We start from the raw sequence: 15579 nt of genomic DNA on the forward strand, positions 1-15579 counted from the left end.
CTTCGACAGTGACCTGATCAACAGCACCTCGAGGCTGTTCCGCTGGCACACACGGCAAGGCCGCCATACTCATGCGGGCGCGGCGGGGATTGACAGGTAATATCCAGCCTTGACCATCCCAGCAAAGCCTTTACCGCATGCCCATTGAAGCCAAAGAAAAGCCCCGCTACGCCGTCGTCGCCGCCGTCCAGCTCCCCCAGGTCAACGACGTCGAGTTCGAGGCCTCCCTCAACGAATTACGCGAGCTGGCAAAAACCCTTGGCTTCACGGTCGTCCACACCTTCATCCAGAAGCGCGCCGGCTTTGATCCGATGGCCTACCTGGGGGTCGGCAAGCGGCAGGAGATCCACGACTACGTCAACAGCAATCCCGCCCCCGACAGCGGGGACGCGCCCATCGACGCCATCCTGGTGGACCACGAAATCTCCCCGTCGCAGGCCCGCAACCTCGAACTCGAAGTCGGCTGCGAGGTGATGGACCGCACCATGGTCATCCTCGAAATATTCCACCGCAACGCGCGCTCCCGCGCCGCCCGTGCCCAGGTGGAAATCGCCCGCCTCGGCTACATGGCCCCGCGCCTGCGCGAAATGGCCAAGCTGGCCGGGCCGCAGGGCCGCCAGCGCAGCGGCGTCGGCGGCCGCGGCGCCGGCGAATCCGCCACCGAGCTGGACCGCCGCAAGATCCGCGACCGCATCGCCGAACTGCAGCAGGAAATCATCGCCATGGACGTCGAGCGCAAGACCCAGCGCGCCCGCCGCCAGGAGCGCCAGGGCCTCGCCTGCGTCACCCTCGTCGGCTACACCAACGCCGGCAAGTCCACGCTGATGCGGGCCCTCACCGGCAGCGAGGTGCTGGTCGCCAACAAGCTTTTCGCCACGCTCGACACCACCGTCCGCGTGCTCCACCCGGAGAGCGTCCCGCGCGTGCTGGTCAGCGACACCGTCGGCTTCATCAAGAACCTGCCCCACGGCCTCGTCGCCTCGTTCAAGTCCACCCTCGATGAGGCGCTCGACGCGTCCCTGCTGCTGCACGTCATCGACGCCAGCGACCCGGGCTTCCAGCGCCAGCTCGAAGTCACCGACGAGGTGCTCGCCGAGATCGGCGCCGAAGAAGTACCGCGCATCCGCGTCTTCAACAAGATCGACCACGTCGGTGACGCAGAAGCCCAGGCCGCGTGCGAAGCCGCGCTGCACGCCCAGTACCCCGGCTGCATCGTGATGAGCGCCCGGCGCCCCGCCGACGTCTCGCGCCTGCGCGACGACATCGTCGCCTTCTTCCAGAAGGATCTGGTCGAGGCCGAACTCTTCCTGCCCTGGTCGGCCCAACAACTACGCGGCGACATCTACGCGCGCTGCCAGGTGCTGGGCGAACGCGCCGATGAAGAAGGGGCCTTCTTCCATGTGCGCGGCGAGGCCGACACCCTGACGGCCCTCAGCGAGCAGCTCGCCCAGGTGCGCTGAAGCGGAGCCGCCCTTCTTTCTTACCCTCATCTGCATCATGAAAAAGACCTTACTGATCAGCCTCGCCGCGACATCCGCCATTTTGAGCGGCTGTATTGTGGCCCCGGCACCGGCCAGCCGCCCGTATTACCGGGAACCCGTCATGGTCGCCCCCCCACCCCCGCGCGTGGAATACGTCGGCCCACCGCCGGCAGCCGGCTACATCTGGATCGGCGGCTACTGGAACTGGGTTGGCAGTCGTCACGAGTGGTCGCCCGGCCACTGGGAAGCCCCGCGCCCCGGCTATCGCTGGGCACCCCACCAATGGGAACGTGAAGGCGACCACTGGCGCCAGTCGGGCGGCCGCTGGGAGGAAGACCGCGGACACCGGGACAACGACCGCGACCGTGGCCGTGATCACGATCGCGGCCACGACCGGGATCGGCGCGACTGAGGCGACAGGAGAACCCATGAAACTCGGCTACACCATCATCTACGTGCCCGACGTCGCGGCATCGATCGCCTTCTTCGAAAAGGCCTTCGGCCTGGCGCGCCGCTTCGTGCACGAATCCGGCACCTACGGCGAACTCGACACCGGCGAGACCACCCTCGCCTTCGCCGCCCTCGAGCTGGGCCACATGCACTTCCCGGCCGGCTTCGTCGCCGCCAGCGAATCGCCGCAGCCCCTCGGCTTCGAGGTCGCCTTCGTCACCCCCTCAGTGCCCGAAGCCCACGCCCGCGCACTGGCCGCCGGCGCCACCGAACTGCTGGCGCCGGAAGCCAAACCCTGGGGCCAGACCGTCTCCTACGTACGCTGCCCAGACGGCACGCTGGTCGAGCTATGCACGCCGGTGGGCGCGTGAGCCCTACTGGGCTACCGCGGCTATCGACGCCCCTCGAGATCGACACGCCACGCCTGCGCCTGCGTCAGTGGCGGGCCGCCGACCGGGCGCCGTTTGCTGCCATCAATGCGGATCCGCGGGTCATGGAGTACTTCCCAAGCACCCTTGATCGTGCAGCCAGCGACGCAATCGCCGAGCGCTGCGAAGCACACATCACCGAACGGGGCTGGGGCTTCTGGGCGGTGGAACGGCGGGATTCGGGAGATTTCATCGGTTTCGTCGGGCTCAACGTGCCGACTGCCGCACTGCCGTTCGCGCCCTGTGTGGAGATCGGCTGGCGTCTTGCCCACGCAGCCTGGGGCCAGGGCCTGGCCAGCGAGGCGGCACGGGCGGCCTTGGCGGCCGGCTTCGAAACGCTGGCGCTGGCGGAAATCGTGTCCTTCACGGCCCTGTCGAACCGCCGCTCCCAGGCCGTCATGGAGCGGCTGGGCATGCGGAGGACGGCCGAAGACTTCGACCACCCGGTGCTGCCGGAAGGGCATCCGCTTAGCCACCACTGCCTTTACCGGCTGGACGCCGACGCCTGGCACTCAGCCGGATTCAAGGCATGAGGCCGAAGCCCGGCACGTGGTGGAGCAGCCAGATCGCCGCGGCGATGGTCACGAAGGACGCCACCGTGGCCACCAGCAAGGTGGCCGCGCAGAAGCCCTCGCGGCCGTGCTTCTGGCCGAAGATGGGATAGATGCTGAGCATCGGTGCGCTGGCCAGCAGCACGGCGCCGGCCGCGAGCAGCGGGTCCACCGGCCCGAACAGGTAGAGCCCGAGGGCCACCGCCAGCGGATGCAGGATCAACTTGGCGAAGCTGACCACCCCCACATCCACCAGCACGTCCTTCAGCGGCAGGCCGACCAGGCTGCCACCGATGAAGAACAGGGCCACCGGCGCGGACGCCGCGGCGACCATCTCCACCGCCTTGGCGAGCTCCGGCGGCTGGCTGACGCCGAAGAAGGAAAACGCGAAGGCGACGAAGATCATCACCACCAGCGGACTCTTGCGCAGACCGAGCAAGGCCCGCCCAAAGACGCGGAAGAAGGGCTCGTGATGAGCCTTGCCGGCATCGCCGAGGGCCAGGCACAGGGGCAGCATCAGCATGTTCTCGATGATCATCGACAGCGCCAGGGCCATCGACGCGGTCGGGCCGATCACCTGCAGCGCGATCGGGTAGCCCACGTAGGCGCTGTTGGCGGAGCCCATGCCCATGCCGATCAGGCTGGCATGTTCGAGACTCTGCCCGCGCACCAGGCGCGCCCAGGCGACGCCGATACCCACCATCGCCACCGAACCGAACAGGTAGGCGCCCAGGTAGGGCAGGTTCAAAACCTCGGCGAAGGAGCGCTGGGAGATCGACTTGAAGACCAGCATCGGCAGCGCGATGCGGATCACGAATGCACCCAGCGCGGTCAGCCCCGCCTTCGGGAAGATCTCGGTCCGCACGGCCAGATATCCCATGCCGATGAGCACGAAGATCGGGGTGGTAATGGCGAGGATGGCCAACATGAGGAAATGGGGTCCAATAAATGCACAAGGGGCGAACGAATTCGCCCCCGCTATGTGTCGTCAGAAACCCGCCTGGATCACCCGGGCAGGAACTCCTCGGTATCGATCTCAGTCTGGGTGGCCGCATTGTAGCGTGTGCCGATGACCGTTCCTTGATTGATCAAAGCTTCGAGGCGGGCAATCAATTCGGGTTTCAGCGTGACCTTCGCCGCGGCGAGGTCTTCCTGCAGATGGGCTACCGAGGTGGTGCCGGGGATCGGCACGATGTCCTCGCCCTTGGCCAGCAGCCAGGCCAGCGCGAGCTGGGCCGGCGTGCAGCCGGCTTCCTGCGCCAGCGCCGCGTAAGCTTCGTAGAGGCGCAGGTTGACGGCGTAGTTGTCGGGGGCGAAGCGCGGCATGGCGCGGCGGATGTCCTTGGCGTCGAAGGCCGCCACGTCCAGCGGGCCACCCAGGAAGCCGCGGGCCAGCGGGCTGAAGGCCACGAAGGCGACGCCCAGCTCGCGGCAGGCGTCGAGCACGGCGATCTCCGGGTTGCGGGTCCACAGGGAATACTCGGTCTGCAGTGCGGCGATGGGATGCACCGCGTAGGCCTTGCGCAACGTCGCCGCCGACACTTCCGACAGGCCCAGCGCGCGCACCTTGCCGGCCTGCACCAGCTCGGCCATCGCACCGACGCTGTCCTCGATGGGTACGTTCTTGTCCCAGCGGTGCAGGTAGAGCAGATCGATCACCTCCGTCTGCAGGCGGTCGAGGCTGGCCTCGACGCTGGCGCGGATGCTCTCCGGGCGGCCGTCGATGACGCGCTTGCCGTCCACACCGTGCATGCCGCACTTGCTGGCCAGCACGAAGCACGAACGATGGGGCGACAGCACCCGGCCGAGCAGGCTCTCGTTGGCGCCAAAACCGTACAGCGCGGCGGTATCGAAGAAATCGACGCCGGCATCGAGGGCCTTCAGCAGCACTTCCGCCCCCTGCTCCGGCGCCGGCGGTACGCCGTAGGCGTGGCTGAGGTTCATGCAGCCGAGGCCGATGGGGGACACGGCAAACGGACCGATCTTGCGCTTCAATGTGAACTCCTGATGTTTGCGAGAGCTTCCAGAAAAAGCTCCGTCCGTGCCTGGGCAGGCACAGAAGGCGTAGCGAGCGCCCCGAGGTCGCGACGAAGAACGGAGACGTACAAACGTACGTCGAGTACCGGAATCGCGGGATCGGGGCGCGCAGCAGCCTTACGCGTCGGCGTTGAGCTGTTGTTCCAGCTGGTGAAGCACCTTGTAGCAGGGCAGCACGCTGGCCACGCTGGAGTTGGGCTGGCGGCCTTCGCGGATGGCGGCGAAGAACTCGCGGTCCTGCAGCTCGATGCCGTTCATCGACACATCGACCTTGGACACGTCGATCTTCTCTTCCTTGCCGTTCACCAGATCGTCGTAGCGGGCGATGTAGGTGGCGGTGTCGCCGATGTAGCGGAAGAAGGTGCCGAGCGGTCCGTCGTTGTTGAAGGACAGGGACAGCGTGCAGATCGCGCCGTTGGCGGCCTTCAGCTGGATGGACATGTCCATCGCGATGCCGAGGGTCGGGTGGATCGGGCCCTGGATGGCGTTGGCCTGCACAATGGGGCTGCCGGCCTGGTAGGCGAACAGGTCCACTGTGTGGGCGGCGTGGTGCCACAGCAGGTGGTCCGTCCAGCTGCGCGGCTGGCCCAGCGCGTTCATGTTGGTGCGGCGGAAGAAGTAGGTCTGCACATCCATCTGCTGGATGTTGAACTCGCCGCCCTCGATCTTCTTGTGCACGTACTGGTGGCTGGGGTTGAAGCGGCGGGTGTGGCCACACATGGCGACGAGGCCGCTCTTCTCGGCCAGCGCCACCACTTCCTCGCCATCCTTCAGCACGTCGCACAGGGGGATTTCCACCTGCACGTGCTTGCCAGCCTTCAGGCAGGCCAGGGTCTGGGAGGCGTGCATCTGGGTCGGGGTGCACAGGATCACCGCATCCACCTCGGGCAGCGCCAGGGCTTCGTCCAGCTCGGTGGTGACGTGGGGGATGCCGTACTTCTCGGCGACCGCCTTGGTGGCTTCCAGGTCGCGGCTGATCAGCGACACGACTTCCACGCCGTCGATGTTCTTGATGCCGTCCAGGTGCTTGATGCCGAAGGCGCCGGCGCCGGCCAGCGCGACCTTGATCGTCTTGCTCATTTATTGGTTCTCCAGAATCAGATGGCCCACGCCGGTGTTGGAGGCGGGGACGTGATAGAAACGGTGGGCGACCTTGGGCGCCGGGCCGCCGGCCACGTCGTCCATGGCGCCGCGGGCGATCAGCCACATGACCAGCTCGATGCCTTCGGAGCCGGCTTCGCGCACGTAGTCGATGTGCGGCACGGCGGCGGCGGCCTCGGGATCGGCGATCAGCTTGTCGAGCCAGGCGTTGTCCCACTCGCGGTTGATGAGGCCGGCGCGCGGGCCCTGCAGCTGGTGGCTCATGCCACCGGTGCCCCAGATCTGCACCTTCAGCGGCTTGTCGAAGGATTCGATGGCCTTGCGTATGGCCTTGCCCAGGTTGTAGCAACGGCGGCCGGACGGCACCGGGTACTGGACCACGTTGACCGCGAAGGGGATCACCGGGCACGGCCATTCCTGCGGGCTGCCGCACAAGAGGTTGAGGGGCACGGTGAGGCCGTGGTCCACGTCCATCCTGTTGACGATGGTCAGGTCGAAGTCGTCCTGGATCACGCTCTGGGCGATGTGCGAGGCCAGCTCCGGATGGCCCTTCACCACCGGCACCGGGCGCGGGCCCCAGCCTTCGTCGGCGGGCTGGAACTCGGCGGCACAGCCGATCGCGAAGGTCGGGATCATCTCCAGGCTGAAGGCCGTGGCGTGGTCGTTATAGACCAGGAAGATGACGTCCGGCTTGTTGGCCTCCATCCACTCCTTGGACGGCTCGTAGCCCTTGAAGAGCGGCACCCAGTACGGGTCGGTGGTCTTGCCGGTGTCGATGGCGGCGCCGATGGCCGGCACGTGGGAGGTATAAACGGATGCGGTGATCTTGGCCATGCTCAGTCCTTCTTGCGGCCAGCCTGGCCTTGCGGTTGGTGCTGGGGCTGGGCGTCGCCGTCCTCGCCGATGTAGCGGTTGCCCTCAGCGGAGCGGCCGCCCTTGATCATCATGTCGCGGTATTCCTCTTCGCTCATGCCGGTCATGCTGCCGGCCATCTGCTGGAAGCTCTTGCCGTCGGTGGCGCCGATCTTGGCGAGGAAGTAGATATTGCCGCCCAGCGCGATGCAGCGGTTCAGGTCGCGGGCCAGCACGGCCTGCTTCTGGTCTTCGGTCATCGGCCACTCGTTCAGGTAGGCCCGCTCGTCGGCCTTGAAGCGCTCGCGGTTGGCGGCCTTCATCAGCGACATGCAGAACTGGTTGAGGTGGTAGCCGAGACGGGACTGCTCGGCATCGAAGATCGTCGTGCCGGGAATGTCCTTGTAGGGTTTGTCGAGTGCCATCGTGGTGTCTCCTGCCGTCCCCGCGAGCCCTGCATGGGGCTCGCGGTGGAACAGTCATTGTGCTTCTTCGGGCCAGTAGAGTCGCTTGGGGTTATCCACCAGCAGCTTCTGCTGCAGCTCAGCGGTCGGGGCGATGTGGGGGATGAAATCCACCAGCAGGCCGTCATCAGGCATGTGGTCCTTGAGGTTGGGGTGCGGCCAGTCGGTGCCCCACAGCACGCGGTCGGGGAATTTCTCGACGACGCGGCGGGCGAAGGGCACCACATCCCGGTAGGCGGCCTGTTCGCCGTCCAGCGCCTTGGGGCCGCTGACGGACAAGCGCTCGGGGCAGCTGACCTTGGACCACACGTTCTTGTGCTCACGCATGAACTTGAGGAACAGCTCGAACTCTGGGCCGTCGATGGGCTTGCTCACGTCCGGGCGGCCCATGTGGTCGACGACCACGGTGGTCGGCAGCGCGGTGAAGAAGTCCCATAGCTCGGGCAAGTCCACCGCCTCGAAGTAGATCACCACATGCCAGCCCAGCGGGGCGATGCGGGCGGCAATCTCCAGCAGCTCTTCCTTCGGCGTGAAGTCCACCAGCCGCTTGACGAAGTTGAAGCGCACACCGCGCACGCCGGCGGCGTGGAGGTCCTGCAGTTCCTGGTCGGTGATGCTGCGCTTTACGGTGGCGACTCCACGGGCCTTGCCATCGGAATGGACCAGTGCGTCCACCAGCGCCCGGTTGTCGGCGCCGTGGCAGGTGGCCTGCACGATGACGTTGCGCTCGAAGCCGAGGTGGTCGCGCAGTGCGAAGAGCTGCGCCTTGGAGGCGTCGCAGGGGGTGTACTTGCGCTCGGGGGCGTAAGGAAACTCTGCGCCCGGCCCGAACACGTGGCAGTGGGCATCGACGCTGCCGGCCGGCAGCTGGAAGCGGGGCTTGGACGGACCGGCGTACCAGTCGAGCCAGCCGGGAGTCTTGGTGAATTCCATCTTATTCCTTTCGAAAAAGTGCGAAGAAATCGTTGCGAGCAGGCCCGAGGTCGTGATGACTCAGTTGGCAAAATCGGGAGCTGTACTGGAGTACAGCGAGCACCGGAGTCACGAGATCGGGACGCGCAGTAGATTTATTCGCGCTTTTCAGTCGATGTACTTCAGGCCGGCCTTGGCGAGCGGCTCGCGCAGGCTGTACATGTCCAGGCCCAGCTCGCCGGCGGCGAAGCGGGCGCGCTTGGCGGTCTCGTTGTTCTCGCGGGCTTCGGCGGCGTCGGCCACCTGCTGGGCGATGGCGGCGGGCACCACCACCACGCCGTCGTCGTCGGCGATCACCACGTCACCCGGATTGACCACCGCGCCGGCGCACACCACCGGCACATTCACCGAGCCGAGGGTGGCGCGGGTGCAGCCCTTGGCGTGGATGGCGCGGCTGAAGACCGGGAAGTTCATCTCGGTGAGGTCCTTCACGTCGCGCACACCGCCGTCGATGATCAATCCCTTTGCGCCGCGGGACTTGTAGGAGGTGGCCAGCAGGTCGCCGAAGAAGCCGTCGGTACTGTCGGCAGTGCAGCCGGCAACGACCACGTCGCCCGGCTTGATCTGCTCGGCGCCCACGTGGAGCATCCAGTTGTCACCCGGCTGCAGCAGCACGGTGACGGCGGTGCCGCACAGGCGGGCGCCGGCGAAGATCGGGCGGATGGTCGGCTTCATCAGGCCGACGCGGCCCATCGCTTCGTGGATGGTCGCGACACCGTAGCGGGACAGTTTTTCGACGGCGGCGGGGTCGGCGCGGTCGATGTTGCGCTTGACGATACCGAGGGTGTTCATGGGCAGGCTCATGGTGGATTCCTTTTTATCTTGTCTCTCGTGTCGGGTCAGGGGTGCTTACAACCCTTTGGCCTTCAGCGCGCTGTCGAGGCGCGGATAGACGCGGCGGGCGTTGCCCTCGTAGACCTTGTAACGGTCCTCGACGGACAGGTTCAGGGTGCCCTCGATGTAGCGCTTGGTGTCGTCGTAGTAGTGGCCGGTCTCCGGGTCGATGCCGCGCACTGCGCCGATCATTTCGGAGGCGAACAGGATGTTGTCCACCGGGATCACCTTGGTCAGCAGGTCGATGCCCGGCTGGTGATAGACGCAGGTGTCGAAGAAGATGTTGTTGAGCAGATGGTCCTTCAGCAGCGGCTTCTTCAGCTCCTGGGCCAGGCCGCGGAAACGGCCCCAGTGGTAGGGCACCGCGCCGCCGCCGTGGGGGATCACGAACTTCAGGGTCGGGAAGTCCTTGAACAGGTCGGAGGTCAGGCACTGCATGAAGGCCGTGGTGTCGGCGTTCAGGTAGTGGGCGCCGGTAGTGTGGAAGGCGCAGTTGCAACTGGTGGACACGTGCACCATCGCCGGGATGTCGTACTCGACCATCTTTTCGTAGATCGGGTACCAGTGGCGGTCATGCAGCGGGGGGCTGGTCCAGTGGCCGCCGGACGGGTCCGGGTTGAGGTTGATGCCGACGTTGCCGTACTGCTCGACGCACTTCACCAGCTCAGGGATGCAGGTGGCCGGATCGACGCCGGGGCTCTGCGGCAGCATGGCGGCGCCGATGAAGTTGTCGGGGAACAGCTGGCTGACGCGGTAGCACAGCTCGTTGCAGATGGCTGCCCAAGTGGAGCTGATGTTGAAGTCGCCGATGTGGTGAGCCATGAAGCTGGCGCGCGGCGAGAAGATCGTCAGGTCGGAACCGCGCTCCTTCATCAGGCGCAGCTGGTTGGTCTCGATGGTCTCGCGCAGTTCGTCGTCGCTGATCTTCAGCTCGGACACCTTGGGCATGGCGGACGGATCCTTGATGCCGGCGACCTGGCGGTTGCGCCACTCTTCGAGGGCCTTCGGGGCGGTGGTGTAGTGACCGTGGATGTCGATGATCATCGTGTGTTCCTTGTGGGTTCTTGCTTGTATGGCTGCATTGTTCCAAGGCTGCTGACCGCGCATAAGCGGTCTAACGCTCTAGCAGCTATATCGCTTCGCTATATCTTTTTCACGGGAGAGCTCAGTGGCCAGGTGCACCGGCCAGCCTGGGCTTGGCGCCGTTCGCCTCCGGATGCACGAACTCCTTGACCAGCAGAGCCGCGCCGGCGATCAGGCCGGGCACCGCGACCACCGCAAAGATGCTGCCGAAGTCCAGATGACGGGCGCTCAGCTCGGCCACCAGGAAGGAGCCGGCGATGCCGCCGAAACGCCCGATGCCGAGCATCCAGGCCACGCCAGTGGCACGGCCGCGGGTCGGGTAGAAGGCCGCCGCGAGGGCCGGCATCGACGACTGGGCGGTGTTCATGATGGCGCCGGCACCGAACACCACCGCCACCAGCAGGCCGATGCTGCCGGCCGCGTGGCCGATCGCGAAGATTGCTGCGGCAGTCAGGAAGTAGCCCACCGCGATGACCCGGTTGGCATTGAAGCGGTCCATCAGCCAGCCGAACAAGATCGCGCCGACGCCGCCGAGGGGGAACAGCGCCGAGATCAGCGTTGCCGTCTTGGGATCGAGGCCACCGTCCTTGAACAGCACCGGCATCCAGTTGATCAGCGCATAGAAGATCACCAGTCCCATGAAGTAGGCGACCCACAGGGCCACCGAACCGACCACGTAGCTGCGCGACAGCACCACGCCGATGCCGCTGCCTTCGGTCGGGGTGTGGGCCTTCTCGGTCATCACGAAAGCGGCGGCCTTGTCGGCGGCGCTGGAGATGCGGCGCAGCACGCCACGGATGTGCTCGACGGAGAAGCCCTTGGCCACCATGTAGCGTACCGACTCGGGCAGGAACAGCAGCAGCAGGAGCACCAACGCCAGCGGCGCCAGGCCGCCGAGGCCCAGCACGCTGCGCCAGCCCCACTGGGGAATCATCCACGCGGCGAGGAAGCCGCCGAGGGAGGCGCCCAGCGGAAAGCCGCAGAACATCGCGTTGGTGAGGGTCGCCCGGCGCGCGTCGGGGCAGTACTCGCTCATCAGCGTCACCGCGTTGGGCATCGCCGCGCCGAGGCCGAGGCCGGTGACGAAGCGCAGCACCGACAGCTCGGTGAGGCCACCGGCGAAGGACGAGGCCAGGCAGGCCACGCCGAAGATCAGCACCGACGCCACCAGCAGGCGCTTGCGACCGAAGCGGTCGGCCAGCGGCCCGGCGGAGATGGCTCCTGCCGCCAGCCCAAACAATGCGGCGCTGAGCACCGGTGCCAGCGCCGGCTTGGTGACGCCCCACTCCTGGATCAGCGACGGGGCGATGTAGCCGATGGCGGCGGTGTCGAAACCGTCCAGCAGCACGATGCAGAAACACAGGCCGAAGACCAGCCACTGGAAACCGGAAAACGGGTGCTCGTTGAGGAACGTCTGCACATTGACGTTCTGGGTCTGGCTCATTTCGACTTCTCCTCCAGGTGCCGCCGGTGGCGGCTATTTTGGTTTGCTGAGACTCTTGTGTTTTCTTGTACGGCCAGGCCTTCTTGCAGACGATGGCCTTGCAGGGGCGGATTCATCCCCCGCGGCCTCTTTGGCGAAGCTCGCGGGCGGATGAATTCGCCCCTACGGATTTGCCCCGACGGATCGGGAAGAGCCGGCTCAGCCCTGCCGGCCGTCCCACACGGCGGCGGGCACCATCACCTCGCCGCGCATGATCAGGCGCGCGGTGCGCAGCAGCGCGGCGCGGGTGACGTTCTGCGGGTTGGCCGGATCGAGCTCGAGCTCCACCGAGAACTCGCCGGTCGGGTGCTCCACCGACACCGCCTTGACGTTGCCGTCCGGCACCTTGGCGATGCCCTCGGTCACCGACCCTTCCAGCACGCAGGCGGTGGCCACGGTGACCGCCGCCAGCACGCCGATGGCGTCGTGGCAGACGTGGGGAATGAAGCTGCGGGTGGTCAGGCTGCCGCCGTCGCGGGCCGGCGCCACCAGAGTCATCTTCGGGTAGTTCCTGGCGCTCACGTCGCCGAGCCCCATTGCATGGCCGCAGGCGATGCGCAGCCGTTCGATGCGGTCCTTCAGCTCGGTGTCGGCGTTCATCTCGGCGACGCTCTCGTAGCCGCTGCGGCCCACGTCGGCGGCGCGGAAGATCACCAGCGGCATGCCGTTGTCGATGCAGGTCACCTCGATGCCATCGATCACGTCCTTCACCTGGCCGGTGGGCAGCAGGCCGGAACACACCGAGCCGGCGGTATCCAGGAAGTTGATGGTGATCGGCGCCGAGCTGCCCGGCGCACCGTCGATGCGTGCGTCGCCGGCGTATTCCACCTGGCCGCCCGGCGTCTGCACGGTGATGTCGCACTGCATGTCGGTGTTGAGGGTCAGCACGCGGAAGGTGCTGGTTTCGCCCCGGGCCTGCAGCATGCCGGCCTCCAGCGCGAAGGGCACCACGGCGGCGAGCATGTTGCCGCAGTTGGGGGTGGTGTCCACGGTGTCCTTGTCGGGCTGGAGCTGGGCGAACAGGAAGTCCAGATCGACCCCCGGCACCGTACTCTTCGAGACGATTCCCACCTTGCTGGTCAGCGGATGGGCGCCGCCGAGGCCGTCGATCTGGCGGCGGTCGGGGGAACCCATCACCGCGAGCAGCACCCGGTCGCGGGTGGCGATGTCGGCGGGAAGGTCCGCAGCGTTGAAGAACGGCCCCTTGGAGGTGCCGCCACGCATGAAACAGGTTTTGATTGGCGTTTGCATGCGACGCATTCTTCGCCTGCGTTCGCCCCTGCAATAGCGGTCTGACGCTCTAGCAGCTATAACAATTCGTGATACCTTTCGGCGCTACCGCCGCCGCCCCGAAAGCCCCGTCCATGGACCTGAAACAGCTCGAATACTTCGTGCGGGTTGCCGAACTCGGCAGCTTCACGCGCGCCTCCATCGTGCTCGACATCGCCCAGCCGGCCCTCAGCCGGCAGATCCGCCTGCTCGAGGTGGAGCTGCGCCAGAACATGCTGGTGCGCAACGGCCGCGGCGTGACGCTGACCGAGGCTGGCCAGGTCCTGCTCGAACATGCCCGCGGCATCCTCCACCAGGTGGAGCGCGCGAAGGAGGAACTCGGCCGGGTGCGCGGCGCCCTCACCGGCCGCGTCGCCGTGGGCCTGCCGCCGAGCCTCGCGCGGGTGCTGACGGTGCCGCTGACCCGCGCCTTCCGCGAACGCCTGCCGGAAGCCTCACTATGCATCCGCGAGGGCCTGTCGGTGACGATGCAGGAATCCCTGATCTCCGGCCGCCTCGACGTCGCGCTGGTCTACAGCACGATGCCGTCCACCGACATCGAGACGCGCCCGCTGCTCGACGAGGAGCTGTTCCTGATCCGCCCCGACAAGGGCCAGCCGCCGCGCCCGGTGACGCTGGAAGAAGTGGCCCAGATGCCGCTGATCATCCCCAGCCGGCCCAACGCCATCCGCATGCTCATCGAAGCCGCGCTGGCCGACGCCGGACTGCGCCCCAACATCGCCATCGAAATCGACGGCGTCAGCGCCCTCCTCGACCTGGTGGCCGACGACGCCGGCGTGGCGGTCCTGTCCAAGACCGCCCTGCAGACCTCCGGCAAGGCCGACCAGCTCCTGCCCCACCCGATCACCCCACCGTTGCACAGCCGCCTGTCCCTGGCCGTCAGCGCCCTGCGCCCGGCCACGCTGACCCAGCAGGCGATGGTCGAACTGATCCGCGAGACGGTGGGCAAGACCCTCAGCGGCTAGAGGTATCGCGCCCCCTGAATTCAGTGCCCCTCGGGGAGCGCCTGGAAGACATGTTCGACCGCGCGCAGGCCCTCATCCCCAAAACCCGCTTCATAGAAGACGTCCCGCCAGCACTCCAGGGTCTGCCGCTGAATCTCGTGGATGACCGTCAGTGCCTCGTCCCGGTCAAGCGTGAAGGCTTCGGCCACGCTGACAAGATTGGCGATGGTGCCGGCGCCCGACTCCCCGACCAGCATGGCGTGGTGGTGAACGGCGTGACGTTTCAAGCTGGGCACGATGTCGTAGGCCGGCGCCAGTTCAAAGGTGTCGCCCTGCACGTGCAGAAGACCGTGGTTCAGCTCATGGTCGTCCACATTCTTCACGACGCAGTTGAACACCATGCGCCGGAATAGCGCCTTGCGATGTGCCTCCGTGCAGCCGTATCTCGGCATCCAGCGGGATAGGCGGGCATAGGAAGGCGTGGCCACCGCAACGTAGGCCGGGTCGGCATGAAAAACACTGCGGGCACTCAGAAACCCGCGCCGATGGATCTGGGCGTCCACCACTTCCCGGTCGAATCGCCGCACCAGGCAGACGTCCCGTCCGTTCACTTCCCGAATGAGGGTTTCTGCCGTCGAAACTCCGCAGAGCCGGCCCAGTTGCATCGTCGCGTGCTCCAGACGGGGAATGCTGATGCGGGGCTCGTCGTCGATGCTGGGAAACTTGGCGATCCAGACCGCGTCGTTCTCGACGATATTGCACTTCGGGCGGGCGCCGCCGGTCCCCGGGTGCAAGGCCTTCAACAATTCACTATCCACGGGGCGATCAGCCTCCAAGTCTTTCGCCGCGGCGAGTAGCTGCGCCAAGGAGAATTCGCGGCTCGATTGTTCCTGCGGGGCTTCTTTCGCGCCGCGCGAGAAGGCGAGCGCACCGGCGCGGCCGGGATCGTTTCTCAGGATGTAGCCACGTGGATAGTCCTGCTGGCCGACCAGCCGATCGATCACCTTGACACCCCAGCGGTCCGGACAGCTGTCGAGGATCGCGCCGGGAAAACCACTCAGAGCAGTGAAGGTGAACTCGCCTTTTTTTAACGGCAGAGCGACCGGGTCGATGGGAATGGCCTCCGGGCGCTCCAGATAGGAGCGCCCGTAAGTGAAATGTCCAACCTTCCCGGCGGCTGTTTGCGACACGCTGAGACGCCCGGCCACAACCGGAGCCTGGTGGCCCGGCAGATAGACCCAGATGAACAGATCCTTAGAAGTCGTCATCGATCTTCCGTTGGACGTGTACGCGCTTCTTAGCCGCATCCAGAGCCAGCGACAGCCCCTCCCTATCCAATCCCGGATCCGCGATCAGCTCGACCTCGTTGGCCAAACCGAGCAGCCAAAGGACTTGCAGCACGCTGCCGATGGCGACCGTCTCCTCCCCCCGTTCAATCGCCTGGACGGTCGAGCGGGAAAGGCCGGTGCGTGCAGCCAGATCCTCCTGGCGCCAGTTTCGGAAAACTCGGGCCGCACGGATACGCCCGCCGAGACGTAAGGCGATCTGGATGATCTCTTCTTGGTAAGAGAACGATTTCTTGCTTGCCATGGCAATCATTATTGGAAAC

17 protein-coding genes are annotated in these 15579 nt (G+C 66.3%); 5 read left to right on the plus strand and 12 right to left on the minus strand.

The window, feature by feature from the left end; all coding sequences use genetic code 11:
• Positions 1-137: 137 nt before the first annotated feature.
• Genes hflX through AC1PPK_RS22575 form a run of 4 tightly spaced genes read left to right on the plus strand, consistent with a single transcriptional unit; the run spans position 138 to position 2892 of the window.
• Positions 138-1460, plus strand: a complete 1323-nt coding sequence (hflX, locus tag AC1PPK_RS22560) for a GTPase HflX (protein WP_481115236.1) — start codon at positions 138-140, stop codon at positions 1458-1460.
• Positions 1461-1497: 37 nt separating this feature from the next.
• Positions 1498-1893, plus strand: a complete 396-nt coding sequence (locus AC1PPK_RS22565; protein ID WP_481115237.1) for a YXWGXW repeat-containing protein — start codon at positions 1498-1500, stop codon at positions 1891-1893.
• Positions 1894-1909: 16 nt separating this feature from the next.
• Entirely contained in the window at positions 1910-2302 is a 393-nt protein-coding gene (locus AC1PPK_RS22570) for a VOC family protein (RefSeq protein WP_481115238.1), read from the plus strand.
• Positions 2299-2892 (plus strand): GNAT family N-acetyltransferase, encoded by a 594-nt coding sequence (locus AC1PPK_RS22575; RefSeq protein WP_481115239.1) that lies wholly within the window; start codon positions 2299-2301, stop codon positions 2890-2892. Before AC1PPK_RS22570 ends, AC1PPK_RS22575 begins: the two co-directional genes overlap by 4 nt.
• Here the strand turns inward: AC1PPK_RS22575 and AC1PPK_RS22580 are convergent.
• The 10 genes from AC1PPK_RS22580 to AC1PPK_RS22625 form a co-directional block, all read right to left on the minus strand.
• Entirely contained in the window at positions 2882-3838 is a 957-nt protein-coding gene (locus tag AC1PPK_RS22580; protein ID WP_481115240.1) for an AEC family transporter, read from the minus strand. The two genes, AC1PPK_RS22575 and AC1PPK_RS22580, sit on opposite strands and share 11 nt — an antisense overlap.
• A gap of 77 nt (positions 3839-3915) precedes the next feature.
• A complete protein-coding gene (locus AC1PPK_RS22585) occupies positions 3916-4905 on the minus strand; it encodes an aldo/keto reductase (protein ID WP_481115241.1) in 990 nt (329 codons plus the stop codon).
• Positions 4906-5064: 159 nt separating this feature from the next.
• Positions 5065-6027 (minus strand): Gfo/Idh/MocA family oxidoreductase, encoded by a 963-nt coding sequence (locus AC1PPK_RS22590; RefSeq protein WP_481115242.1) that lies wholly within the window; start codon positions 6025-6027, stop codon positions 5065-5067.
• Positions 6028-6882 carry a class III extradiol dioxygenase subunit beta gene (locus AC1PPK_RS22595; RefSeq protein ID WP_481115243.1) on the minus strand — a complete coding sequence of 285 codons (855 nt, stop codon included), beginning with the start codon at positions 6880-6882 and terminating at the stop codon, positions 6028-6030.
• Between the two features lie 2 nt (positions 6883-6884).
• Complete coding sequence (gene ligA, locus AC1PPK_RS22600; protein WP_481115244.1) at positions 6885-7325, minus strand: protocatechuate 4,5-dioxygenase subunit alpha; 441 nt, start codon at positions 7323-7325, stop codon at positions 6885-6887.
• 54 nt (positions 7326-7379) lie between these two features.
• Positions 7380-8297: an amidohydrolase family protein gene (locus tag AC1PPK_RS22605; RefSeq protein ID WP_481115245.1), complete on the minus strand. Its 918-nt coding sequence runs from the start codon at positions 8295-8297 to the stop codon at positions 7380-7382.
• 147 nt (positions 8298-8444) lie between these two features.
• Entirely contained in the window at positions 8445-9140 is a 696-nt protein-coding gene (gene ligK, locus AC1PPK_RS22610) for a 4-carboxy-4-hydroxy-2-oxoadipate aldolase/oxaloacetate decarboxylase (protein ID WP_481115246.1), read from the minus strand.
• Between the two features lie 45 nt (positions 9141-9185).
• Complete coding sequence (locus AC1PPK_RS22615; protein WP_481115247.1) at positions 9186-10214, minus strand: amidohydrolase family protein; 1029 nt, start codon at positions 10212-10214, stop codon at positions 9186-9188.
• Positions 10215-10335: 121 nt separating this feature from the next.
• Positions 10336-11697, minus strand: a complete 1362-nt coding sequence (locus tag AC1PPK_RS22620) for an MFS transporter (protein ID WP_481115248.1) — start codon at positions 11695-11697, stop codon at positions 10336-10338.
• A gap of 198 nt (positions 11698-11895) precedes the next feature.
• Positions 11896-12987 carry a 4-oxalomesaconate tautomerase gene (locus AC1PPK_RS22625; RefSeq protein ID WP_481115249.1) on the minus strand — a complete coding sequence of 364 codons (1092 nt, stop codon included), beginning with the start codon at positions 12985-12987 and terminating at the stop codon, positions 11896-11898.
• A gap of 113 nt (positions 12988-13100) precedes the next feature.
• Between AC1PPK_RS22625 and AC1PPK_RS22630 the strand changes: the two genes are divergently transcribed.
• Positions 13101-13991, plus strand: a complete 891-nt coding sequence (locus tag AC1PPK_RS22630) for a LysR substrate-binding domain-containing protein (RefSeq protein WP_481115250.1) — start codon at positions 13101-13103, stop codon at positions 13989-13991.
• A gap of 20 nt (positions 13992-14011) precedes the next feature.
• On the opposite strand, the gene AC1PPK_RS22635 is transcribed toward AC1PPK_RS22630, so the two are convergent.
• The gene (locus AC1PPK_RS22635) at positions 14012-15238 is read right to left on the minus strand and encodes a type II toxin-antitoxin system HipA family toxin (RefSeq protein ID WP_481115251.1); all 1227 of its coding nucleotides are present in this window, start codon (positions 15236-15238) and stop codon (positions 14012-14014) included.
• Positions 15225-15560 carry a helix-turn-helix domain-containing protein gene (locus tag AC1PPK_RS22640; RefSeq protein WP_481115252.1) on the minus strand — a complete coding sequence of 112 codons (336 nt, stop codon included), beginning with the start codon at positions 15558-15560 and terminating at the stop codon, positions 15225-15227. The genes AC1PPK_RS22635 and AC1PPK_RS22640 overlap by 14 nt, the downstream gene beginning before the upstream one ends.
• Positions 15561-15579: the final 19 nt, after the last annotated feature.

The sequence above is a fragment of the Zoogloea sp. JDB1 genome, from assembly GCF_056724025.1.